This window comes from Flavobacterium sp. WG21 (assembly GCF_000335775.1).
GTDB lineage: Bacteria > Bacteroidota > Bacteroidia > Flavobacteriales > Flavobacteriaceae > Flavobacterium > Flavobacterium tructae.
The window spans coordinates 88,484-110,807 of record NZ_AMYW01000002.1 but is presented as its reverse complement, the minus strand read 5'-3'; the positions used below and the strand labels follow the sequence as shown (position 1 = coordinate 110,807).

22 protein-coding genes and 2 tRNA genes are annotated in these 22,324 nt (G+C 35.8%); 13 read left to right on the top strand and 11 right to left on the bottom strand.

What is annotated here, in order from left to right:
• Positions 1 to 44: 44 nt before the first annotated feature.
• From C245_RS0102020 to C245_RS0102010, 3 genes are read right to left on the bottom strand one after another with little or no spacing between them, the layout of a single operon-like run.
• Positions 45 to 398: a carboxymuconolactone decarboxylase family protein gene (locus tag C245_RS0102020; protein ID WP_017494918.1), complete on the bottom strand. Its 354-nt coding sequence runs from the start codon at positions 396 to 398 to the stop codon at positions 45 to 47.
• Positions 391 to 1,206: a twin-arginine translocase subunit TatC gene (gene tatC / locus C245_RS0102015; RefSeq protein WP_017494917.1), complete on the bottom strand. Its 816-nt coding sequence runs from the start codon at positions 1,204 to 1,206 to the stop codon at positions 391 to 393. Before tatC ends, C245_RS0102020 begins: the two co-directional genes overlap by 8 nt.
• Positions 1,206 to 2,171 carry an SIS domain-containing protein gene (locus C245_RS0102010; protein WP_017494916.1) on the bottom strand — a complete coding sequence of 322 codons (966 nt, stop codon included), beginning with the start codon at positions 2,169 to 2,171 and terminating at the stop codon, positions 1,206 to 1,208. The genes tatC and C245_RS0102010 overlap by 1 nt, the downstream gene beginning before the upstream one ends.
• Before the next feature lie 87 nt (positions 2,172 to 2,258).
• On the opposite strand from C245_RS0102010, the gene recQ reads away from it, so the two are divergent.
• A complete protein-coding gene (gene recQ / locus C245_RS0102005) occupies positions 2,259 to 4,454 on the top strand; it encodes a DNA helicase RecQ (protein ID WP_017494915.1) in 2,196 nt (731 codons plus the stop codon).
• A 115-nt stretch (positions 4,455 to 4,569) separates the two neighbouring features.
• On the opposite strand, the gene C245_RS0102000 is transcribed toward recQ, so the two are convergent.
• Entirely contained in the window at positions 4,570 to 4,809 is a 240-nt protein-coding gene (locus C245_RS0102000) for a hypothetical protein (RefSeq protein ID WP_017494914.1), read from the bottom strand.
• Between the two features lie 333 nt (positions 4,810 to 5,142).
• Between C245_RS0102000 and C245_RS0101995 the strand changes: the two genes are divergently transcribed.
• A complete protein-coding gene (locus C245_RS0101995) occupies positions 5,143 to 6,702 on the top strand; it encodes an NAD(P)/FAD-dependent oxidoreductase (RefSeq protein ID WP_017494913.1) in 1,560 nt (519 codons plus the stop codon).
• A 68-nt stretch (positions 6,703 to 6,770) separates the two neighbouring features.
• Entirely contained in the window at positions 6,771 to 7,853 is a 1,083-nt protein-coding gene (locus C245_RS0101990) for a hypothetical protein (RefSeq protein WP_017494912.1), read from the top strand.
• A gap of 91 nt (positions 7,854 to 7,944) precedes the next feature.
• Here C245_RS0101990 and C245_RS0101985 read toward each other — a convergent pair whose 3' ends face one another.
• From C245_RS0101985 to msrB, 3 genes are all read right to left on the bottom strand, one after another.
• Positions 7,945 to 8,904 carry a quinone oxidoreductase gene (locus C245_RS0101985; RefSeq protein ID WP_017494911.1) on the bottom strand — a complete coding sequence of 320 codons (960 nt, stop codon included), beginning with the start codon at positions 8,902 to 8,904 and terminating at the stop codon, positions 7,945 to 7,947.
• A 148-nt stretch (positions 8,905 to 9,052) separates the two neighbouring features.
• Positions 9,053 to 9,670 (bottom strand): peptide-methionine (S)-S-oxide reductase MsrA, encoded by a 618-nt coding sequence (msrA, locus tag C245_RS0101980; RefSeq protein WP_026109810.1) that lies wholly within the window; start codon positions 9,668 to 9,670, stop codon positions 9,053 to 9,055.
• 8 nt (positions 9,671 to 9,678) lie between these two features.
• Positions 9,679 to 10,233, bottom strand: coding sequence for a peptide-methionine (R)-S-oxide reductase MsrB (gene msrB, locus C245_RS0101975; RefSeq protein WP_017494909.1), 555 nt, complete (start codon positions 10,231 to 10,233; stop codon positions 9,679 to 9,681).
• A 292-nt stretch (positions 10,234 to 10,525) separates the two neighbouring features.
• On the opposite strand from msrB, the gene idi reads away from it, so the two are divergent.
• The 7 genes from idi (at position 10,526) to C245_RS0101940 (ending at position 13,470) form a co-directional block, all read left to right on the top strand.
• Entirely contained in the window at positions 10,526 to 11,053 is a 528-nt protein-coding gene (idi, locus tag C245_RS0101970; protein WP_017494908.1) for an isopentenyl-diphosphate Delta-isomerase, read from the top strand.
• 22 nt (positions 11,054 to 11,075) lie between these two features.
• Positions 11,076 to 11,489: a 6-carboxytetrahydropterin synthase gene (locus C245_RS0101965; protein ID WP_017494907.1), complete on the top strand. Its 414-nt coding sequence runs from the start codon at positions 11,076 to 11,078 to the stop codon at positions 11,487 to 11,489.
• Complete coding sequence (locus C245_RS0101960) at positions 11,490 to 11,948, top strand: peroxiredoxin (protein ID WP_017494906.1); 459 nt, start codon at positions 11,490 to 11,492, stop codon at positions 11,946 to 11,948.
• Between the two features lie 143 nt (positions 11,949 to 12,091).
• Positions 12,092 to 12,358, top strand: a complete 267-nt coding sequence (locus C245_RS0101955) for a hypothetical protein (protein WP_017494905.1) — start codon at positions 12,092 to 12,094, stop codon at positions 12,356 to 12,358.
• A gap of 76 nt (positions 12,359 to 12,434) precedes the next feature.
• A tRNA-Thr gene (locus tag C245_RS0101950) sits at positions 12,435 to 12,508 on the top strand.
• A 102-nt stretch (positions 12,509 to 12,610) separates the two neighbouring features.
• Positions 12,611 to 12,684, top strand: a tRNA-Thr gene (locus C245_RS0101945).
• Positions 12,685 to 13,011: 327 nt separating this feature from the next.
• Positions 13,012 to 13,470 (top strand): hypothetical protein, encoded by a 459-nt coding sequence (locus C245_RS0101940; protein WP_017494904.1) that lies wholly within the window; start codon positions 13,012 to 13,014, stop codon positions 13,468 to 13,470.
• A gap of 66 nt (positions 13,471 to 13,536) precedes the next feature.
• On the opposite strand, the gene C245_RS0101935 is transcribed toward C245_RS0101940, so the two are convergent.
• The 3 genes from C245_RS0101935 to htpG all read right to left on the bottom strand — a co-directional run bounded on the left by C245_RS0101935 (position 13,537) and on the right by htpG (position 17,283).
• Positions 13,537 to 14,253: a DUF4369 domain-containing protein gene (locus C245_RS0101935; protein ID WP_017494903.1), complete on the bottom strand. Its 717-nt coding sequence runs from the start codon at positions 14,251 to 14,253 to the stop codon at positions 13,537 to 13,539.
• Positions 14,254 to 14,383: 130 nt separating this feature from the next.
• The gene (locus C245_RS0101930) at positions 14,384 to 15,214 is read right to left on the bottom strand and encodes a hypothetical protein (protein WP_017494902.1); all 831 of its coding nucleotides are present in this window, start codon (positions 15,212 to 15,214) and stop codon (positions 14,384 to 14,386) included.
• A 185-nt stretch (positions 15,215 to 15,399) separates the two neighbouring features.
• On the bottom strand, positions 15,400 to 17,283 hold the full coding sequence (gene htpG, locus C245_RS0101925) for a molecular chaperone HtpG (RefSeq protein ID WP_017494901.1): 1,884 nt from the start codon (positions 17,281 to 17,283) through the stop codon (positions 15,400 to 15,402).
• Between the two features lie 204 nt (positions 17,284 to 17,487).
• Here htpG and C245_RS0101920 point away from each other — a divergent pair, with 204 nt between their 5' ends.
• The 3 genes from C245_RS0101920 to C245_RS0101910 all read left to right on the top strand — a co-directional run bounded on the left by C245_RS0101920 (position 17,488) and on the right by C245_RS0101910 (position 19,761).
• Positions 17,488 to 17,991 carry a lipocalin family protein gene (locus tag C245_RS0101920; RefSeq protein ID WP_026109809.1) on the top strand — a complete coding sequence of 168 codons (504 nt, stop codon included), beginning with the start codon at positions 17,488 to 17,490 and terminating at the stop codon, positions 17,989 to 17,991.
• Between the two features lie 18 nt (positions 17,992 to 18,009).
• Complete coding sequence (locus tag C245_RS0101915) at positions 18,010 to 18,705, top strand: OmpA family protein (RefSeq protein ID WP_017494899.1); 696 nt, start codon at positions 18,010 to 18,012, stop codon at positions 18,703 to 18,705.
• Between the two features lie 105 nt (positions 18,706 to 18,810).
• Entirely contained in the window at positions 18,811 to 19,761 is a 951-nt protein-coding gene (locus C245_RS0101910) for an ABC transporter ATP-binding protein (RefSeq protein ID WP_017494898.1), read from the top strand.
• 97 nt (positions 19,762 to 19,858) lie between these two features.
• On the opposite strand, the gene C245_RS0101905 is transcribed toward C245_RS0101910, so the two are convergent.
• Positions 19,859 to 22,270, bottom strand: a complete 2,412-nt coding sequence (locus C245_RS0101905) for a prolyl oligopeptidase family serine peptidase (RefSeq protein WP_017494897.1) — start codon at positions 22,268 to 22,270, stop codon at positions 19,859 to 19,861.
• Positions 22,271 to 22,324 lie beyond the last annotated feature (54 nt).

The following is a 22,324-nucleotide window of genomic DNA, read 5'->3' as shown; positions in this document are numbered from 1 at the left end:
ACAAATTAACAAATAAACGATTCAACAAATAAACGTATTAACAATTATTTAGTTTCAGCTTCTTCTAAAGCTTCCCAAAATTCGTATGCTCTTCTCAAATGTGGAATTACGATGGTTCCGCCAACTAAAGTTGCAATCCCCATAGCTTCCATCATTTCTTCTTTCGTAACACCTTCTTTATGGCTGGTTTCAAGATGGTATTTTACACAATCATCACAACGCAAAACAGCTGAGGCTACTAATCCTAAAAGCTCTTTTGTTTTAACATCAAGAGCTCCGGGAGCATAAGCATTGGTGTCAAGATTGAAAATTCTTTTTACAATTTTATTATTGTCAGCCAACAATTTTTCGTTCATTTTAGAACGGTAATCATTAAATTCTTTTATGATATCAGACATTTTCTTTCATTTTATTTCGATAAACAATCTTAGAAATCAGGATACTCACTTCGTAGATAAGCAACATTGGTATCGCTACAATAGTTTGGCTCACTACATCAGGAGGTGTTACAATCGCTGCGATAATCAAGATGATAATGACGGCGTATTTCCAATATTTTCTTAAGAATTCAGGAGTTACTAATCCTAATTTAGTTAAAAAGTAGATGGCAATTGGCAGTTCAAAAAAGATGGCACTTCCCAGTATACTTGTTTTCACCATTCCCATATAAGAGTCTAATGTGAATTGATTTTTTACAACATCACTCACAGAAAAAGTGGCAACGAAATTTACCGACATTGGGATCACGACGAAATATCCGAACAGTACCCCTAAAAAGAAAAGTAAAGAAGAGGTGAAAATAAATACTCTGGCATTTTTTCGCTCTTTTTCATATAAAGCAGGGCTGATAAATTTCCAGATTTCCCATAAAATATATGGAAAACTCAGAATAAAACCAGCTAAAAGACACATCCATACAAAGATATTTACCTGACCTTCCATTTCTGTATTTTGGATAATGAAATTCAGCTGTGTGATACAGATGCTGTCAGCAAAGCCTAGTTGGTGTGATAAATCGCAGAACCAAACATAAGTAAAAAAAGTAGGTCGGGTTGGGCCAAGAATAATTTCGTCAAATAAATAGTCACTTATAAAATAGGTTACAAATGCCATTATCATAGTTGCAATTGTACTTCTAACCAGCAACCATCTTAATTCTTCAAGATGATCCAGAAATGACATCTCGCCAAGGTTTTTTTTTGCCATTATACGATTCCTTCTTTTAAAATGTCATGTAAATGTAATACTCCTTTGTACTCTCCATTATCTGCAACAATAAGCTGCGTTATCGAAAAATCTTCTAAGATATTCAAAGCGTCAACCGCCATTGTTTCTGAAGATACGAATTTAGGATTTTTAGACATAATATCTTTTGCAGTTAAATCAGCAATAGTATCTACGTCATTTAGCATTCTTCGGATGTCTCCGTCGGTAATGATTCCGATAATTTTGTCGTTTTCGATTACCGCAGTTACACCCAGTCTTTTTTCAGAGATCTCAAAAATTGCTTTTTTGATAGAGGTATCAGGAGTAACCATTGGTTTTAACGAATGTTCAATCATGTCTTTAACACGAAGTAATAGTTTTTTTCCTAAAGCTCCGCCAGGATGATAAACTGCAAAATCTTCGGGTTTAAAATCGCGCATTTCCATCAGACAAACCGCTAAGGCATCTCCCATAACAAGTTGAGCAGTGGTACTGTTGGTTGGTGCCAGATTGATCGGGCAGGCTTCTGTTTCGACAGTGGTGTCTAATACATAGTCAGAGCCTTTAGCTAAAAATGAAGTTACATTCCCGGTCATCCCAATCAGGATGTTTCCGAAACGTTTTAACAAAGGAACCAATACTTTTATTTCAGGACTGTTTCCGCTTTTTGAAATGCAGATTATGATGTCTTCGTTTTGTATCATACCCAAATCACCGTGTATGGCTTCTGAGGCATGAAGGAACATAGAAGGTGTACCGGTTGAGTTAAAAGTAGCGACCATTTTTTGAGCAATAATGGCGCTTTTTCCGATGCCTGTAACGATCAATCGGCCTTTAGTTTCGTAAATACGTTGGACAGCTTCGTAGAAATTTTCGTCTAAAAAATCAATTAGCTTTGTAATTGCTTCGCTTTCAGATAGTATGGTTTTTTTGGCGATAGCCAATATATTTTCTTTTGTGATCAAAACAGAATATTTAAAATTTGTATGTATAAAAGAAAGTTGTATCTTTATGTGTTGCAAATTTATACAAAATATCCATTAATATAAAGAATGAATTCAAACGAAATTGAAATACACAAGGAATTAAAGAAGTATTTCGGCTTTAGCCAATTTAAGGGCTTGCAGGAGCAAGTCATTACGAGTATTTTAGAGAAGAAGAATACTTTTGTAATTATGCCAACTGGCGGTGGAAAGTCTCTTTGTTATCAATTACCCGCTTTAATTCAGGACGGAACGGCCATAGTTGTTTCTCCTTTGATAGCTTTGATGAAAAATCAGGTTGATGCTATTCGAAGCCTTTCCTCAGAAAACGGAATTGCCCATGTGTTAAATTCCTCTCTCACCAAAACAGAAATTGCCCAGGTTAAAAAAGACATCACTTCAGGTTTGACTAAGCTTTTGTATGTAGCGCCTGAATCGTTAACAAAAGAAGAGTATGTGGCTTTTTTACAAAGTGTATCCATTTCCTTTGTAGCGATTGACGAAGCGCATTGTATTTCAGAGTGGGGTCATGATTTCAGACCGGAATACCGTAATCTGAAAAATATAATCAAACAATTAGGGAAAGTACCTATTATTGGACTTACCGCCACTGCAACCCCAAAAGTTCAGGAGGATATATTGAAAAATCTTGAAATGGCCGATGCGAATACTTTCAAAGCATCGTTCAACAGGCCGAACTTGTACTACGAAGTTCGAACAAAAACAAAAAATATAGAGTCGGATATTATTCGATTTATCAAGCAACATAAAGGCAAATCCGGAATTATTTACTGCCTAAGCCGTAAAAAAGTAGAGTCTATTGCCGAAGTTTTACAAGTTAACGGGATCAGTGCTGTGCCGTATCATGCAGGTTTAGATGCTAAAACCCGTGCCAAACATCAGGATATGTTCCTGATGGAAGACGTTGATGTGGTAGTGGCAACTATTGCATTTGGAATGGGAATTGACAAACCGGACGTTCGTTTTGTAATTCATCATGATATTCCAAAATCACTGGAGAGTTATTATCAGGAAACAGGTCGTGCCGGTCGTGATGGAGGAGAAGGACATTGTCTGGCTTACTACTCCTATAAAGATGTAGAGAAGTTGGAGAAATTCATGTCCGGGAAGCCAGTAGCGGAACAAGAGATTGGATTTGCTCTTTTGCAGGAAGTAGTAGCGTATGCCGAAACTTCAATGTCACGCAGAAAGTTTCTATTGCATTATTTTGGTGAAGAATTCGACAGCGAGACTGGTGAAGGTGCAGATATGGACGACAACGTTCGTAATCCTAAAACAAGAATTGAAGCCAAAGATCAGGTGGTTAAATTGTTGGAAATCGTTCGCGATACCAAGCATATTTATAAGTCAAAAGAAATTGTGTTTACCTTAATTGGCCGGATAAATGCCGTAATTAAGGCACACAAAACAGATACCCAGTCGTTTTTTGGATCGGGCTCTGACCACGATGAGAAATATTGGATGGCCTTGCTCCGACAAGTTTTGGTAGCAGGTTATTTGTCAAAAGATATTGAAACTTATGGTGTAGTGAAAATCACAAAAGAAGGTTTGAGCTTCATTAAAAAACCGGTTTCATTTATGATGTCTGAAGATCATGAGTACAGTGAATCTGAAGATGAAGCAATTGTAACCGCAGGAAAATCGTCAGGAACAGCCGATGAGGTTTTAATGGGCATGCTGCGTGAATTGCGTAAAAAAGTAGCTAAAAAATTAGGAGTTCCTCCGTTTGTGGTTTTTCAGGATCCTTCACTTGAGGATATGGCTCTGAAATACCCAATTACTTTAACGGAACTATTTAATATTCATGGTGTAGGTGAGGGGAAAGCTAAAAAATATGGTGGTGATTTCGTTTCTTTAATCAGCAGATATGTTGAGGATAATGATATCATTCGTCCGGATGATTTAGTAGTCAAATCTACAGGAGTCAACTCCGCTAATAAATTATATATCATTCAAAACATCGACAGAAAATTGCCATTAAGTGATATCGCTTCTGCAAAAGGACTTTCGATGGACGCTTTGATCAAAGAAATGGAACAAATCGTTTATTCGGGTACCAAGCTAAATATCAAATACTGGGTTGATGACATGCTGGATGACGATCAGCAAGAAGAAATTCATGATTATTTCATGGAATCGGAATCTGATAAAATCGAAGACGCATTAAAAGAATTCGATGGAGATTATGATATTGATGAACTACGTTTGATGAGAATTAAGTTTATCAGCGAAGTCGCAAACTAAAGTTAAATTCCAAAATAAAGAAAATATAAAAACCAAATTCCAAGCTAGTTAAGCAATTGGAATTTGGTTTTTTTTTATTGAAATTTGAAATTTGAAATTTGAAAAAATTAGAATTTTATCCTTCAAATACTTCCCCCCGATGCGGCTTCAAAGCATCTCTTACGGGAATCATATTTTCATCGGTAACTACCATAAAAGCAATCGCGTGCATATCGTTTATTATTGAAAACCCCGTAATGTTCAACGGTAGTTTTTCTATGGCGATATATTCTTTTAAATGAATTTCATGATGCTCGGCTGTTTTAGCAGAAGCTGGCCCACGGAAATCCCAAATTAGTTTTATTTTTCTGGACATTATTTATAGGTGCAAAGGTTTAGAGTGGCAAAGGTACAAAGGTTAGTTTGAAGTTTCACTTTGAAATTGTCTTATTGTCCGTTCGAGCGGAGTCGAGACCCTATGTCCGTTCGGACGAAGTCGAGACCCTATGTCAGTTCGAGCGAAGTCGTGAACCTTTGTCCGTTCGAGCGGAGTCGAGAACCTTTGCTATATTTTGACTTCACTCAATGTGAAAGAACGTTATCATCCTAGTTCAGATAAAATTTTCAATTGATGTATTTTCATTTCAAAATAGTACTTTTGCATGTTCTTTTCATAGAAAGAAAAGCTAATTTGAATAAATAAAATACAATGCCAAGAGAACTTTTACTTCAGGTAACACCGGAAATAGCAGCAAACGAATTGTTGCTGAAAGACCATTTGTCTAAACAAATAAAAGTTTCTCCCAAAGAAATTCAGCACGTTTCGATCTTGAAACGATCCATTGATGCGCGTCAAAAAGCGATCAAAATCAATTTAAAAGTTATTATCTATTTGCAGGGCGAACCTTTTCAGGAAACAAAAATAGAGTTGCCAGTATATAAGGATGTTTCGTCTGCGCAGGAAGTAATTGTGGTTGGAGCAGGTCCGGCAGGGCTTTTTGCGGCGCTTCAATTAATAGAGTTAGGTTTAAAACCAATTGTACTGGAGCGCGGAAAGGATGTACGCGGACGTCGTCGTGATTTAAAAGCAATAAATCGTGAACATATCGTTAACGAAGATTCTAATTATTGTTTTGGTGAAGGCGGAGCAGGAACCTATTCAGATGGAAAATTATACACACGTTCTAAAAAACGTGGAGATGTAACCCGAATTTTAGAATTGCTTGTTGCTTTTGGAGCTTCTGAAGATATTCTCATAGAAGCACATCCACACATTGGAACCAATAAATTGCCAAAAATTATTGAAGATATTCGAAATAAAATCATAGAGTTTGGTGGTCAGGTTTTGTTTGATACACGCGTTACCGATATTCTGGTAAAGAATAATGAAGTTGAGGGTGTCGTTATTCAAAACGGCGACAAGATTCTGGCCAATAAATTAATCCTGGCAACAGGACATTCAGCACGTGATATTTTTGAGTTATTAGACAAAAAGAAAATTTTTATAGAAGCAAAACCTTTTGCTTTAGGAGTTCGTGCAGAACATTCTCAGCAATTAATTGATAGTATTCAGTACAGTTGTGATTATCGAGGGGAGCATCTGCCTCCTGCGCCATATTCTATTGTAAAACAGGTCAACGGTCGCGGAATGTATTCGTTTTGTATGTGCCCGGGTGGTGTAATTGCACCTTGCGCAACGAGCCCGGGTGAGGTGGTTACTAATGGTTGGTCGCCTTCGAAACGAGATCAGGTTACGGCAAATTCAGGAATTGTAATCGAATTAAAGTTGGAAGATTTTAAGCCTTTTGCAAAGTTTGGAGCTTTGGCCGGAATGGAATTTCAAAAAAGTATTGAACAAAAAGCATGGCATTTGGCTGGAGAAACTCAAAAGGTTCCTGCTCAGCGAATGATCGACTTTACACAGAATAAAGTTTCAGCTGATATTCCGAAAACTTCTTATGTTCCCGGAACAACATCGGTTGAGATGGGGCAGGTTTTTCCGGGATTTTTGTCGCAAATTCTACGTGAAGGGTTTAAAGAATTTGGGAAATCAATGCGCGGTTATTTAACCAATGAAGCTATTTTACATGCTCCGGAAAGTCGTACGTCATCACCAGTTCGAATCCCTAGAGATCCTATGACTTATGAGCATTTGCAAATTAAAGGCTTGTATCCGTGTGGAGAAGGTGCCGGATATGCCGGAGGTATTATTTCTGCAGCCATTGATGGAGAAAAATGTGCTTTAATGATTGCCGAGGCCTTGAAATAGAGTGTTTTTTATAGTAAAAGTAGTATGTTTGTAAAGTGTATTCTTGACTTTATACTTTAGTGTTTTTTATGAAAAACTTCTTTTCTAACTTCTTTGGAAGAAATAACAATCCGGAATCAATTGTTTCTTTTGATGTTTTGGATTCTATCTATGCTTATCTGCAAAATGAGTCAAGTCGCATAGATTTTAAAATGAAAGGAATTCACGACACAGTTTCTGCGACGATGTATTCTTTTCCGGGTTCATTTGATCATGAAGAAGGCAGGACTGAGATAAAAAAGAGCGGATTTAAAAATTCGTATGAAGTTTTAAACGAATTGTACAAAAAGGTGAATATTACCCCGCTTTCTGATGAAGAAATGTTGGAGGGGCCAATATACAATTACCTTCATATTGAATTTTATTCAGAGCCTTCATTAGAGATGAAAAAACATCTGAAGCACGTTTTACAAAACTTTATTGTTGTCTTTTGTTGTACCAATAGCATAGAGTCAAATGATTTTAAGCTGCTGTATTCAAGTAGTTATTTCTTTGATTATACAAAGGGGCTTTTGGAAGTTGAGCCAATTGATATCGAAGCGCCAAAGAATAAACTTGAAGAAATAGGGTTTAATGATTTCAAAATAGTACTTCAGGGAATTTGCGAATACATGGGGATTGAATTGTCATCGACAATTATTCGGCCTTCTGCCGAAAGTTTAATGCCAGATGAGGTTTCAGTAGAACATTTTAGAGAATTCCTGCAATTGCTTTCACGAGGAGATATTGAAGAAGGTCTACTGGAAGATCAATCTCAAGTGCTTTTTGATAATTTTGGATTAGAGGAAGGGGATGAAGAATATGATTACGAATTTGACTTTTTTGAAGGAATAAACTCTTGGCACAGCGACTGGAAATTTGATCCCGAAGATATAGAATATTTCATCTCAGAAATGATTGGTGAAACTTTTACTTTTGAATATCCTGAAGAAACGTACAGTCATGATTTGTTTCCGTATATTCAAAAAGAACTGACAAAACAAGATTTAGAATTAATGAGCTACGACACCCAAGGAGATAGCTATTTGTTTTTTGTAGCTAATAAAAAGGATGTAACCCGAATACTAGAATTGTCTGAAATAACCGAAATGGGAATTGACAGGTTGATTTAAGAGGAATCTTTAGGGTTTTTCGTTTAAAAAAAAATGCTACGAATTCACGAATTTTATTTTATATGATTCGTGAATTCGTGGCAAAAAAAAATCAAGGAATCAGAATGATTTTACCGGTGCTTTTTCGGCTTTCCAGATAGTCATGTGCTAGTTTTCCTTCTGATAATTTGAAAGAAGTTGGTTCGGAAAGTTTGATTTTTCCGTCAGAAATCCAGCGGAATAATTGCGTTGCTCTTTTGATTCTCTCCTCTTTGGAATTCAGGTAGCTCCATAAATCTCCTCCTGTGAGCGTTTTAGAACCGTCCATTAACATTCGCGGATCTACCGGTTCCGGATCACCGCCAGCCATTCCGAAGAAAACTACTTGTCCGCATTCTTTTGTAACTTCAAAGCTTTCGTTTAAAGTGCTTCCTATACTGTCGTAAACAACATCGACGCCTTTTGGGGTCATTTTGAAGACTTGTGATTTCCAGTCTTCGTTATAAAGAAAAACATGATCAGCTCCTTGCTCAAATGCTACTTTTGATTTCTCTGAAGATGAGGTCAGACCAATCACTTTTGCACCTAAAAGTTTGCTGATTTGTGTTAGAATCTGTCCAACTCCACCAGCTACAGCATGAATTAATACCGTTTCATCTTTTTGAGTTTTATGGCTGTCAGTCGCTAAGTAATGCGCTGTTAAACCCTGTAGTAAAACTGAGGCAGCGGTTTCAAAAGAAATCGTATCGGGTAAAGGTAAAACGTGGTTTGTGTTTACTGCGACTAATTCTGCATTTGCAAAAGGGACATCGGCGAAAGCTACACGATCGCCAACTTTATATTCGGGATGATTGTTGGCGTCGACTATAATTCCGGCGCCTTCGTAACCGGCAATAAAAGGAGGGTTTCCTTTTAAATGATAGTTCCCTTTTCGTCTGTAAACATCGGCAAAGTTTAATCCGATGGCTTTCGTTTCGACTAAAATCTCATCGCTTTTTAATTGTGGATTCGGAATTTCAATATATTCCAAAACATCAGAATTTCCGAAAGAAGAAAAGGTAAGTGCTTTCATTTTTACATTATTTTGAGAATACAAATTACGGTAAAATTAGTTTGTAGTTTTAAAAGAGTTCTTAAAGATGTGTTTTGGGGAGAAAAGATAATAAAAAAACCGTCCACGATAGTGAACGGCAACTTGTGTTAACCTTTATAAACAAGTACTATTTCTTTTTTAGTTTGTCTTTAAAAACTTTTTCAAATTTTTCAATTTTAGGCAGGATCACCATTTTACAATACGGTTGGTTTTTGTTGTTGGCATAATAATTTTGGTGATAATCTTCGGCTTTGTAAAAAGCTCTAAAAGGCTCTATTTTTGTTACAATCGGATTGCTGTAGACTTTTGCTTTGTTCAGTTCGGCAATAATACTTTCTGCGGCCTTTTTTTGTTCGTCATTTTTGTAAAAAATAACAGATCGATATTGTGTGCCAACATCAGCGCCTTGTCTGTTTAAGGTTGTTGGGTCATGAACGGTAAAGAAAACTTTGAAAATTTCATTGATATCCGTTATGTTTTTGTCGTAAGTAATCTGGACTACTTCGGCATGACCCGTTGTTCCTGTACAAACCTCTTCATAGGTTGGATTAGCTACTTTTCCTCCTGAAAAACCGGAGACTACAGATTTTACCCCTGCCAGATTTTCGTAAACGGCTTCAACGCACCAATAACAGCCTCCGCCAAGTGTAATTGTTTCCAGATTTGAGGAGCTTTTTGTTTTGCTGTTTTGTGCAAATCCATTTAAGGACAATGCAAATAGGCTAATTAAGAATAAGTTCTTCATTTTTAGTTTTATTTAGTATCGGGAATAAAGTCAAGTGCAATCGAATTCATACAGTAGCGTTTTCCGGTTGGTGGAGGTCCGTCATCAAATAAATGACCTAAGTGTCCGCCGCAACGTCCGCATAGTGCTTCAATTCTTTCCATGCCAAGGGAGTTGTCATTTTTGTAAACAACACTTTTCTTGTTGTCTTGTTCGAAGAAACTGGGCCATCCGCAACTGCTGGCAAATTTAGCTCCCGAGCGAAAAAGTTTATTGCCACATGAAGCGCAATAATAAGTTCCTTTTTCATCTGTTTTCCAGTATTTTCCGGTGAAAGGCCTTTCAGTATCCGCTTCACGCATTACAGCATAGACATCTTCAGGGAGTACTTTTTTCCATTCGGCATTACTAACATTGAGTTTAGTTGTATCGGTATTGGAATAATAAGGATTTCCGGGCTTGCTGATTTTGTTTTCCATGGCCGTCGTTGTTGTATTTTGTTTTTTTGCATTTTGTCCGCATGCTTGTAGAATAAAGAGCGGAATTAAAAAGCAAAGGCTGAGAAATTGAGTTTTTGTTTTCATTGTTAGGAGTGCTTTAATTCTGTATTTCAAAGATACGGCTAGATTTCGCCTAGAAATGTCGCGTAGTTTACAATTCAGATTTTTTTAAGTATGTTTTAACTTTTATTATTTACGTAAAACAAAGGAATTCAGTTTTAAGGCTTGTATTTAAAGAGTTTTGAAGATTAATTGGTTTGTATTTTATTGATAGCTAGTTTTTTGTGTGATTGTAAGCTCGTTAAACTTTTCACAATCTCTTTCAGGATTTTCAAGCCATTTCTTTTTTCGTATTTTTGTTTGATCAATAAGCCCTATGACAGAAGAAAACGTAATACTAGTAAACCAACAGGATGAACAAATTGGCTTAATGCCAAAATTGGAAGCACATGAAAAAGCGATGTTGCATCGTGCTTTTTCGGTTTTTGTCTTAAATGATAAGAATGAAATAATGTTACAGCAACGTGCTCATCAAAAATATCACTCACCTTTACTCTGGACAAATACATGCTGCAGTCATCAGCGTGAAGGAGAGACAAATGTCCAGGCCGGAAGCAGGAGACTTTTTGAGGAAATGGGGTTTAAGACAGACTTAAAGGAACTCTTTCATTTTATTTATAAAGCTCCTTTTGATAATGGCTTGACAGAACATGAGCTCGATCACGTTATGATTGGGTATTTTAATGATGATCCGGCTATCAATACAGACGAAGTGGAGGATTGGAAATGGATGAAAATAGAAGATATAAAAGAAGATATTCAACAACAGCCCGAAATTTATACCGTATGGTTTAAAATAATATTTGATGAATTTTATCATTATTTAGAAGACCACAAACTTTAAACTAAACCAACCACCAACCAAAATGAAAGTAACCATATCAAGAAAAGCACATTTTAATGCTGCACATCGATTGTACAGGAAAGATTGGACATTTGAAAAAAACGATGCCGTTTTTGGAAAATGCAATAACCCCAATTTTCATGGTCATAATTATGGTTTAACAGTAAGTGTTACAGGAAAAATTGACCCCGAAACCGGTTTTGTTCTGGATGTGAAAGTATTAGCGGATATCATACGTGAAGAAGTAGAGATTCCGTTCGATCACAAAAACCTGAATCTGGATGTTCCGGAATTTCAGGATTTGAATCCAACAGCGGAGCATATTGCTGTTGTGATATGGAATAAAATTAAAAAGAGAATTCAACCCGATTTTGATTTAGAAATTGTTTTGAATGAAACCGACCGCAATTTTGTAACTTATAAAGGAGAAGAATAAATGTCATTAAAAATAGGAGATATAGTTCCGAATTTTACTGCTAAAGATAATCATGGAGAAGTTTTTGAAAGCCAAAGTGTTTTGGGACGAAAGCCGCTCGTGATTTATTTTTACCCAAAAGACAATACACCAGGATGTACGACAGAAGCTTGTAGTTTTAGAGATCAATACGAAGATTTCAAGGACTTGGGTGCTGAAGTTATTGGTATAAGCAGCGATACTGTAAAATCGCATCATAAATTTGCCAATAAACATCAATTGCCTTTTATATTGTTGTCTGATCAGGATAAAAAATTGCGACATCTTTTTGGGGTGCGTAATACACTATTTGGTCTTTTGCCGGGAAGAGTTACTTATATTATCGATAAGAATGGAGTAGTTATTCTGATTTTTGATAGTATGAATGCAGAAAAACACATTCAGAAAGCAATGGAAACGATTAAAGAGCTGGTATTGTAGAGTAGAAAAGGTATTAGTTTCGAACTGAGACAAATGCATTTCTTTTAAATGGAAATGCTTCAATTTTAGAAATTTACATTTCATAGCGCGTAATAAAAAGATTATATGTACTTTTGCAGTCGCAAATTTAAATTAAAATAAAAATGGCAAACGTTAAAAACTTAAAGAAAGATATCAATTTCGTATTAGGAGATATTATTGAGGCAATTTACTTATTTGAAATGTCAACAACAGGAAATCCTACCCCTGAAACGAATGCTTTGGTTGATCAGGCTATCGCTGCATTTGATACTTTGATCACAAAAGTAAACGCTAAGAATGTTGAAAACAAAAAAGCGCACTTCAAACAAATCAATGTTGAGTTGGAAGAAACTGCTAATCAATTGATTGCTAAAATCAACGAATTGTAAGCAAAAAAAGTATAAAAAAAGTGCAAATTTATTTTGGGAAAACGAAAAACCGCTCTATATTTGCACCCGTATTGAGGCCGATGTAGCTCAGCTGGCTAGAGCAGCTGATTTGTAATCAGCAGGTCGTGGGTTCGAGTCCCTCTATCGGCTCAACATAAAACCACCTACTTTGTGGGTGGTTTTTTACCAAAAAAGTTGTAAAATTATTTTGGAAAATATAAAAAACTATTGTAGTTTTGCACGCGTTAAAAGGCCGATGTAGCTCAGCTGGCTAGAGCAGCTGATTTGTAATCAGCAGGTCGTGGGTTCGAGTCCCTCTATCGGCTCAAAAACCATTCACATTTTGTGAGTGGTTTTTTTTTGCTCCAAAGTGAAATCTGTCCGGATATATGTTTTCGAGAAATAGAATCTCTATGATCTGTGTGTGTTTTTTAACCGCGAAGAGCGCAAGGCTTTACGCAAAGCGCGCGGATGTATTAATGGAGGTATCTGTAGAAAATCTGTGCGATCTGCGAAATCTGTGTGAAACAAGCTTGGGGTCAAATGAAATGTAATTGAAGTTGTCTTTTTTTTGTATCTGACTTATTTTTCATGGATGTATTTGTAATGCTATTTTTCTTATGTTTGTTGCTTAACTAAAAAACATATTAATAATGGAAGAAACATCAGTTTTTGAAAAATTTGAGTTACAGCTTGACCAAACTGCTAAAGACTTTTTAAAGGAAACCGCCAAATGGGCTTATTTCCTGTCTATTTTAGGATTCGTAGGAATTGGGTTGATGGTTTTAATTGCCGTTTTTGCAGGAACTATCTTTTCGGCTATGGGAAATAGCATGGCGGGAATGGGAGGTCTTGGAGGTTCTTTTGGAGCGTTAATGGGGTTCTTTTATGTTTTTATTGCTGCGATCTATTTCTTTCCGGTTTATTATCTGTACAAGTTTGCGGTAAATACAAAGAGAGCTTTTAGAGAGAACGATTCAGAGTTGTTGACCAGTTCTCTGGGGTATCTTAAATCACATTATAAATTCATAGGCATTTTCATGCTGGCTATTCTTGCTTTATACGGACTTATATTTGTATTTGGAATTTTGGGTGCTCTGCTTGGAAGATAGGAGGTAAAAAGATGAAATTTTATATAAAAAAAATGTCCTGATTATTCAGGACATTTTTGTTGGATTCTATTTTTGTTGCTCTTTCTTGATGTCGGCAACGTATTTTGTTAGTTTCTTACCGTATAGTGAATTGGCTACTTTTGGCGTCATTGATTTCTGAATCGTGTCTAAAAATTTAACGTTGATATCGTAAATCTCAGCTAAAGCAATATAAGGTGCTATTTCGTGATCTTTATTGTTTAGAGCAAAGTTAGTAGCGTATAAATACTTTCTTTTGATGTTAGATTCCTGTTTGATGTTAATACTGTCAATGGCTTTCTGATCTTTTCTTTTTACAGCCTTAAATCTCGATTCTACCATAGCAAGGCTTTCTTCATTGAAACGAGAATTTATCTTTTTATACTCATCGTATAATTCCTGATTTTTAGATCCTGTAATTTTTGCACCATAAATAAAGTTATCCAGGTTCGTGTCGATGTTGATGTTTCCGGGTTCTGCGAAAAACATAACATTGTTGTCCAGTGAGTTGGTTACTCCGCGATCCAGGAATAAATATAACATTTCAGGAGATTCTAGTTTTATATTTGTTTCAAATGCAGAATTTCCGTCTATTTTAATGCTGTCAATAGCAACAAGTGATGTGTCAACGATTTTCTGAATATATAAAGTTCCGTTTTTTAATCCTTTTATATTTCCTGTAAGGTGCAAACCGTCAGTTGATTCTTTTTTGCTGCATGATGCCAATAGGGCAAGAGTAACAAAAGCAATAATTGATTTTTTCATTGGTTTTTTAGATTTTGCTGCAAAATAAAGAAAATAGTTTGAATGTACGTAGTGGCATTTAAATTTTGCGAAAAAATAAATCCCAATCTATTTCTAAATTGGGATTTGATATTTTTGGGAATAAAGAGTATTACATGGAGAGATTAAATGTAGTTCCGTTTTGGTTTGTGAACGTAAATTTTTTGTCGCAATCATTGTTGCCATAATCAACTACTCCGTTTAGTAAATTACTCTGAACTTTCAGTTTTCCTTTGGAAATAAAATCACATGAATATTTTTTAATCAATGATTCCTGAACGGTTAAGGTCAATACAGCTCCGTTTGAACTGGTAATGGTGTGGTTTCCTTCAGTCATTTCATATGTATTGTCTTCCAGAACATAAGGAGTGTCGACACCTGCAGTTTGTTTTACAGTCCAGCTTCCGGAGTTAAGATAAACTCTGCCTTCTAAATCAGTGAACTTTCCGTTGGTCACTTTTCGGCTCCATTGTGGTACAGTTGCCACAGTTGTTGTGTTGGTGTATTCTATTGTTCCTTCCAATTTTATGCCATTAAAAGAATAATCGATTCTTTCGATGGTTATTTTGCTTCCGGTAGTAATTATTGGTCCGGAAAGCGTGATTTTTAATTTTCCTTTTCTGTTGATCAGATTGTCGGTACATCCGGTTCCGTAATCAACTGTGAAAACTTTAGGATAAGAGGTTGGGCTTTGTTGTGTAATTGTAATTGCACCACAGATTCCTGGTGTTGTCTCGTCTGATTTTGCTGAGGAGGTGTTTTTTGTTGTAACAATTAACCCGGTTTTGATGTCCATATCATTTATGGCATCGATGGTAAGAGAAGCTCCAACTGAAGTGACGTCAGATTCAGATTGGTTTTTTGTGTCATCATTGCTCGAACAGGAAACTTGTGTTAGTGTTGTTGCGCAAATGGTTAGTAGTAAAAATACTGTCTTTTTCATAGTAGTTTTTGTTTTTTGATTAGATTAAAAGGCAATCAAATGTAACAAAAAAAATGAAATGCAATAAAAAAATCAATTGGATTCAAAGGGGCTTGATTGAGGGCTGTTTTTCTAAAAGTAAAAAGCCCTGCAAGTAAATTTGCAGGGCTTAATTGTAATATTGAAAACTTGTATTGCCAAAAAAATTATTTGATCATTTCAAAACTTCTTTTTACGAAAGCGGTTAAAGCTTCTCCTTTTAATAAGTTTTGTGACAATTTAGCTAAGTCTAAAGCTTGTTTAACCAAATGTTCCTGATGTGTTTTGTCTTCTGTGTTCAGGATGCTTGACGCTAAGTCCGAATTGGTGTTTACAATCAAATTGTACATTTCCGGCATATTACCCATTCCGAACATTCCGCCACCACCTGACTGACTCATTTCTTTCATTCTTCGCATGAATTCAGGTTGCGTGATGATAAACGGAGCCGCCTGACTGTCCATTGCTTCCAATTGTACAGAGTATGCTTTAGGGATGTAAGTTTCTAAAGAAGTTTTTAATGTTTCTTTTTCTTCATCCGATAATTTAGAAATAGTATTTTCTTCTTTCTTGATTAAATTATCAATGTGATCAGAGTCTACACGCACAAAAGTTAAACCGCTATTGTCGCCTTCAATTTTTTGAATTAAATGTGAGATAATAGGTGAGTCTAAAAGTAATACTTCATATCCTTTTTCTTTTGCTGTTTCAATATAAGAATGCTGTGCATCTTTGTTTCCGGCATAAAGAACGATTAGTTTTCCGTCTTTGTCGGTTTGATTTTCTTTTAATTTTTCTTTTAATTCTTCCAGCGTAAAGTAGGTATCGTCAACTGTTGGGTACAACACAAACGCACCGGCTTTTTCGTAGAATTTATCTTCAGAAAGCATTCCGTATTCTAAAACGATTTTAATGTCGTTCCATTTTTGTTCAAAATCAGCACGATTTTCATTGAACAAAGCTTTTAGTTTATCGGCTACTTTACGAGTGATATAGTTTGAGATCTTTTTAACCGCACCATCAGCTTGTAATCCTGAACGGGAAACGTTCAATGGAATATCCGGTGAATCAATAACACCTTTTAACATCGTTAAAAATTCAGGTACAATTCCTTCTACGTTATCTGTAACGTAAACCTGGTTTTGGTACAATTGAATTTTGTCTTTTTGAATCTGCATGTCCGAACCTAACTTAGGGAAATACAAGATTCCGGTTAAGTTAAAAGGATAGTCTACATTTAAGTGAATGTTGAACAACGGCTCCTCAAACTGCATTGGGTATAATTCTCTGTAGAAGTTTTTGTAGTCTTCGTCAGATAATTCAGTTGGTTGTTTCGTCCATGCCGGATTTGGATTGTTGATGATGTTGTCGATTTCAACAGTTTCATTTACATAATCTTCAGGAGCATCTTCCGGTTTTGGAAGTGTTTCTGTTCTGGTTCCAAATTTAATTGGCACAGGCATAAACTTGTTGTACTTATTCAATAATCCACTGATTTTTGAATCTTCTAAAAATTCAAGAGAATCTTCAGCAATGTGCAGGATGATTTCAGTACCACGTGAAGTTTTATCAGCTGGCTCTAAAGTAAATTCAGGGCTTCCGTCACATGTCCAGTGTGCTGCAGGTTCGTCTTTGTATGATTTTGTAATGATTTCTACTTTTTCTGCAACCATAAAGGCAGAATAAAAACCAAGACCAAAGTGACCAATAATTCCTGAATCTTTAGCAGAATCTTTGTATTTGTCAAGGAATTCTTCCGCTCCTGAAAAAGCAACCTGATTGATGTATTTTTCCACTTCGTCAGCAGTCATTCCAAGACCCTGATCGATAATGTGGATTTTTTTTCCTTCTTTGTCTACTTTGATTTCGATAACCGGATTTCCGTATTCTACTTTAGCTTCGCCAATACTAATAAGATGTTTTAGTTTTAAAGTAGCGTCAGTTCCGTTGGAAACAAGCTCACGTAAGAAAATTTCGTGATCGCTGTATAAGAATTTTTTGATTAAGGGAAAGATGTTTTCAACCGAAACATTAATTTTACCTGTTGTCATATTTTTTTATTTTTTAGTTTAATGTGATGATTTTCATTTCTTCAAATAGAATACCAATTGTTTTTTGGGTGACAAAATGGCGTAAGTGTTAATTTTGAAAGAAAATAATTAGATTCTGAAACCCGAGATATCCCTATGAATTGTATCTTTGTGGTATAATAATTGTTAAACGTGTCAGTATTAACTCTAAAAAAAATGTACAAAATGAAGAAAATTATTTTCATTTGCATGATGGCCGCGATGTTTTTTGCGTGTAAATCAGCTTCGTCTACAACAGCTTCAAATGGAGCACCCACACTATCGACTAAACTTGACAGACCTACTCAGGTAGCTATTAAAGGAAATTGGGTTTTAACCAATGTTTCTTATCCCGGTTCTGAATATATCAAGGTAAATTCTTTTGATCTTGCAGATTCTAAATGCTTCATCGGAAGTACGTGGAATTTCATTTCAAATAACAACAAAGGGTCAATGGCTTTGACAGCAGCAAGCTGCACCGGATTTAATTCACCAATTGTTTGGAGTGTTAATAATCAGGGAATGTTTGTTCTTAAAATTTTGGATGCTGGGATAAAAGCTAAAAAGGTAAGAGATGGATACCTATTAAAAGTTGCAGGTTTGACTGATAATTCATTTCAGTTGATTGATAACATTAACGTAGGTGGACAAACAAAAGATGTAGTGTACCAATTTCAAAGAGCCAATTAAAAATAAAAATATAGAAAGATGAGAAAGATAACCGTTTTAAGTTTGAGTTGTTTGCTAGTATTAGCAAGTTTTTTTACAAGCTGCGATTCAGTAAAAAATGCAAATAACACACAAAAAGGTGCCGGAATTGGAGTAGTTGCGGGTGGTATCATAGGTGCTGTTTTAGGTAATAACCTAGGAAAAGGCGGAAATGCTGCTTTGGGAGCTGCAATTGGAGCTGCTGTAGGTGGAGGAACCGGTGCTCTTATTGGAAACAAAATGGATAAACAAGCCCGTGAAATTGATCAGGCTTTACCAGGTGCAAACGTAGAAAGAGTAGGAGAAGGAATTCACTTAACTTTAAATGAAAATGCAGTGCGTTTTGATACTAATAAATCTACTTTGACACCTCAGGCTAAAGCAAATTTAGATAAATTGGTACCAGTATTTAACGAGTATGGAGATACTGATATTCAAATTTTTGGATATACTGATAATACAGGAAGACCGGAATACAATTTGACACTTTCAGGACAAAGAGCTGCTTCGGTACAGGCTTATTTAGTTTCAAAAGGATTAAAATCAAGCCGTTTCAAAACTTCAGGTTTAGGTATTGTTGATCCAATTGCGACAAACGACACACCGGAAGGAAGAGCACAAAACCGTCGTGTAGAGTTTTCTATCACTGCAAACGACAAAATGGTAAATGATGCTAAAGCTCAGGCTGGAAAATAATTTCAAACTACAATAAAATTTCTTAAAAGCTGTTTCATAATTGAAGCAGCTTTTTTTTGACTTTAGAAATTAAACATTGTAAATTTGGACTTTCAAATATAACCCATGCTCGACATTCAAAATATTTCTTTTTCGTACACCGAAAACCCTGTTATAAAAAACGTTTCTTTTACCATAAATAAAGGTGAGAATATTGCCATTATTGGTGAAAGCGGCTGCGGGAAAAGTACACTTTTAAAACTTATGTACGGCTTGTACAACCTGGATGAAGGCAAGATTTTTTATAATGAGAAGCCTATTTTAGGACCAAAGTACAATTTGATTCCCGGAATGCCATTTATGAAATATCTGGCTCAGGATTTTGATTTGTCTCCTTATGAAACAGTTGCGGAGAATGTTGGGAAGTTTCTTTCGAATGGTTTTGCAAATATGAAAAAACTGCGTGTCCAGGAATTATTGGAGATGGTCGAAATGGAGCAGTTTTCGAACGTGAAAGCTAAATTTTTGAGTGGTGGTCAGCAGCAGAGAGTGGCGCTGGTGAGAGTTTTAGCTTTAGAGCCTGAGGTGATTTTACTGGATGAACCCTTCAGTCAAATTGATGCTTTTAGAAAAAATGCATTACGCCGAAACTTATTTCGCTATTTGAAACAAAAAGGAATTACCTGTATTATTGCTACACACGATAGTACAGATGCTTTGTCATTTGCCGATGAAGCCATTGTGATGCGTAACGGAGAAGTTATTATTAAGGACAATCCAACAAAAATTTATGAAGATCCTGAAACGAAATATGTAGCCTCACTTTTTGGAGAGGTCAACGAAGTTCCTACACATTTGTTGGTTCCGTATGAAGATCAAATGCATAAAACTTTGGTGTATCCGCATCAGTTTAAAATGGTTACCGAGTCTAATTTGCCGGTAAAAATCAGAAGAACTTATTTTAGAGGGAATCACTATCTCATCGAAACGGTTTATAAAAGACAATTAATCTTTTTTGAAAGTGAAATTGACCTTCCGCTTGAACAGGAAATATTTTTAGGTTTGAACTATCTATAAAATAAAAGCCATAAACTAATCGATTAAGTTTATGGCTTTTTTTATTATTAAACCGGACAGGTTTTTAAAATCTGTCCGGTTTGCTTTTTGTAGTGATTTAGTTTTTCAGATATTTTTCTAAAAACTGATCTTGTTCCCAAAGCAAGTGTAAAATGTTTTCTTTGGCAACATAACTATGTGCTTCTTTCGGCAGGATAACCATTCTTGCAGTCGCTCCTAAGCCTTTCAAAGCCTGGTAGTAACGCTCTGTTTGTAAAGTAAAAGTTCCCGGATTATTGTCGGCCTCACCATGAACTAACAAAAGAGGTGTTTTCATTTTGTCGGCATTCATAAAAGGAGACATTTTAGTATACACTTCCGGAACCTCCCAGTAATTACGTTGTTCTGTCTGGAATCCAAAAGGAGTCAGCGTTCTGTTATAAGCACCGCTTCGGGCGATTCCACAAGCAAAAAGGTTGGAGTGAGTCAGTAAGTTGGCAGTCATAAAAGCACCATACGAGTGACCTCCAATTGCTACTTTTTTACGGTTAATATATCCCAAAGCATCAACAGCATCAATTGCAGCTTCTGCATTGGCTACCAATTGTGGCATAAAATTATCATTAGGCTCAGTCGTTCCTTCACCAATGATAGGGAAAGCGGCATCATCAAGAACAACATATCCTTTAGTTACCCAATACACAAACGATCCGTAATAAGGAGTTGTGAATTCATTTGAATTTTGAGTCGATTGTCCGGCACTGTTTCTGTCTTTGTATTCAGCTGGATAAGCCCAGATTAATAAAGGTAACTTTTCTTTTTTTGCTTTGTCGTAACCGGCTGGTAAATATAAAGTTCCTGAAAGTTCAAGACCATCTTTACGCTTGTATTTGATAACTTCCTTACTCACATTTTTAATGCTTTCAAACGGATTTTTGAAAGAAGTAATTGGTGTTAAGCTGTTTTGTTTTTTGATATTTCTAAAGTAATAATTCGGATATTCACTCTTAGACTGAATTTGTACCAAAACTTTCCCCGATTTAAAATCTTCAATTTCAAGTAAATCTTCTTTTTTGTCTTTGTATGGAGAAGTATAAATACGTTTAGATTGTAATGTTTTTAGATTGAATTCATCAATAAAAGGAAATTGTCCTTCTTTGGTGTATCCATCTCCAATACGGTAAGCGTTGTCTTTTTCAATCGCCAGAACATACTTGTTGTATTCGTTCTTTCTGGTTTCGAAAACTCCCGGATCTGAGTAAACATCCTGTTGATTTCTGTCTGTAATTACTTTTGGCTGTTGAGCCGGGTTCGCAGGATTGATCAGGTAGGTTTTGGTGTTACGAGTGTCGTACCATTGATCTGTTAGAAAAGCCACATTGTCATTACCCCAGGTAATATCGGCGTAACGCTGCGGTACTTTTACTAAAGAAGTCGCGTCACTTGTAAAAGGAGCGTTCCAAAGAAAAACTTCGTCTCTAAAATCAACCTTATTGGCAGGATCACCTTCATCTAAAGCTACAACATAAGATAAGGTTGCAGGTTTATCATTTCTCCATGCCATTTCTCTTTTTCCTTTTCGAACAGCCATAAAACCTTTTGGCATTATTTCGCTTAACGGAACTTCATTAACTATTTTGATCTCTTTTCCTCTCGCATCATAAACAATCGTTCTGGATGGGAATCGGTATAAAGGAACTACGTAAGAAAATGGTTTTTGAATCGTGGTCAGCATGATAAAATTACCGTCTGGCGAAATTCTTTCTCCGTAATACATTGCAGCTTCTTTAAACAATGTAGCATTTCCGTTAAGATTAACTTTGTACAGTTCAGAAGTGGTGATGTTTTCAAAATTAATTTCGTCACTTTGATTTTTCAACATATCAGGAAACGTTCTGTTTTGAGATTTTGTTCCTGCTGTATTAGAGATAATTGGACCAGTTGGTAAATCATTTTTAGGATCCAATAATGGTTTTCTGTTTTTTGGAAGCATTTTTACCAAAATAGTCTCATTGTCTAAGAACCAGCTAAACGGATTTCCTAAATTGGCATTAACAGTTGCCTCGGTAAGTTTCGTTGCTTTTGCAGTTTCAACATCCAGAAACCAAAGTTCTACACCAGAACTTGTGGTGTGAGAGAATAATATTTTTTTATCATTCGGAGACCAAAGGATGTTACTTATTTTTGGATTTTGAGGTAATCCTGAAACCTGAACCTCTTCTTTACCGCTAATTTTTCTTAGCTTTAAATTCGTGGTATAAGTTATAGAGCTGGAAATATTTGTTACCGGATTAATTCTTAAACCTCCTAAGCGAAGTTCATCCTGGTTTAAATCATCGAGTGTTTTATATGTACTTCTGTACATTAATAGCATATTCTCCTTTTTTGTATCCATTGATACTGTAGGAGCTTTTTCGTAATCGGCTAAATCTAAGATAGATTTTGATGGTTTTTGGTAAGTGAGATTTTCTTGTGCAAAGGCAAAAAAGCCAATGTTAAGAAATAACAGTAATGTAACCTTTAATTTCATAATGTGAATTTTAGGAGTTTAGAGTTTGGTATTCCTATATGTTTGACTAAAATA

Excerpts from the sequence above, each read along its gene's own strand:
- C245_RS0102000 (WP_017494914.1), bottom strand. The coding sequence starts at position 4,809 with ATGTCCAGAAAAATAAAACTAATTTGGGATTTCCGTGGGCCAGCTTCT.
- C245_RS0101930 (WP_017494902.1), bottom strand. The coding sequence starts at position 15,214 with ATGAAAAAGACAGTATTTTTACTACTAACCATTTGCGCAACAACACTA.
- idi (WP_017494908.1), top strand. The coding sequence starts at position 10,526 with ATGACAGAAGAAAACGTAATACTAGTAAACCAACAGGATGAACAAATT.
- C245_RS0101935 (WP_017494903.1), bottom strand. The coding sequence starts at position 14,253 with ATGAAAAAATCAATTATTGCTTTTGTTACTCTTGCCCTATTGGCATCA.
- C245_RS0101965 (WP_017494907.1), top strand. The coding sequence starts at position 11,076 with ATGAAAGTAACCATATCAAGAAAAGCACATTTTAATGCTGCACATCGA.
- htpG (WP_017494901.1), bottom strand. The coding sequence starts at position 17,283 with ATGACAACAGGTAAAATTAATGTTTCGGTTGAAAACATCTTTCCCTTA.
- C245_RS0101920 (WP_026109809.1), top strand. The coding sequence starts at position 17,488 with ATGAAGAAAATTATTTTCATTTGCATGATGGCCGCGATGTTTTTTGCG.
- C245_RS0101955 (WP_017494905.1), top strand. The coding sequence starts at position 12,092 with ATGGCAAACGTTAAAAACTTAAAGAAAGATATCAATTTCGTATTAGGA.
- C245_RS0101910 (WP_017494898.1), top strand. The coding sequence starts at position 18,811 with ATGCTCGACATTCAAAATATTTCTTTTTCGTACACCGAAAACCCTGTT.
- C245_RS0101905 (WP_017494897.1), bottom strand. The coding sequence starts at position 22,270 with ATGAAATTAAAGGTTACATTACTGTTATTTCTTAACATTGGCTTTTTT.
- msrB (WP_017494909.1), bottom strand. The coding sequence starts at position 10,233 with ATGAAAACAAAAACTCAATTTCTCAGCCTTTGCTTTTTAATTCCGCTC.
- C245_RS0101960 (WP_017494906.1), top strand. The coding sequence starts at position 11,490 with ATGTCATTAAAAATAGGAGATATAGTTCCGAATTTTACTGCTAAAGAT.
- msrA (WP_026109810.1), bottom strand. The coding sequence starts at position 9,670 with ATGAAGAACTTATTCTTAATTAGCCTATTTGCATTGTCCTTAAATGGA.
- tatC (WP_017494917.1), bottom strand. The coding sequence starts at position 1,206 with ATGGCAAAAAAAAACCTTGGCGAGATGTCATTTCTGGATCATCTTGAA.
- C245_RS0101990 (WP_017494912.1), top strand. The coding sequence starts at position 6,771 with ATGAAAAACTTCTTTTCTAACTTCTTTGGAAGAAATAACAATCCGGAA.
- C245_RS0101940 (WP_017494904.1), top strand. The coding sequence starts at position 13,012 with ATGGAAGAAACATCAGTTTTTGAAAAATTTGAGTTACAGCTTGACCAA.
- C245_RS0102020 (WP_017494918.1), bottom strand. The coding sequence starts at position 398 with ATGTCTGATATCATAAAAGAATTTAATGATTACCGTTCTAAAATGAAC.
- C245_RS0101985 (WP_017494911.1), bottom strand. The coding sequence starts at position 8,904 with ATGAAAGCACTTACCTTTTCTTCTTTCGGAAATTCTGATGTTTTGGAA.
- recQ (WP_017494915.1), top strand. The coding sequence starts at position 2,259 with ATGAATTCAAACGAAATTGAAATACACAAGGAATTAAAGAAGTATTTC.
- C245_RS0101915 (WP_017494899.1), top strand. The coding sequence starts at position 18,010 with ATGAGAAAGATAACCGTTTTAAGTTTGAGTTGTTTGCTAGTATTAGCA.
- C245_RS0101995 (WP_017494913.1), top strand. The coding sequence starts at position 5,143 with ATGCCAAGAGAACTTTTACTTCAGGTAACACCGGAAATAGCAGCAAAC.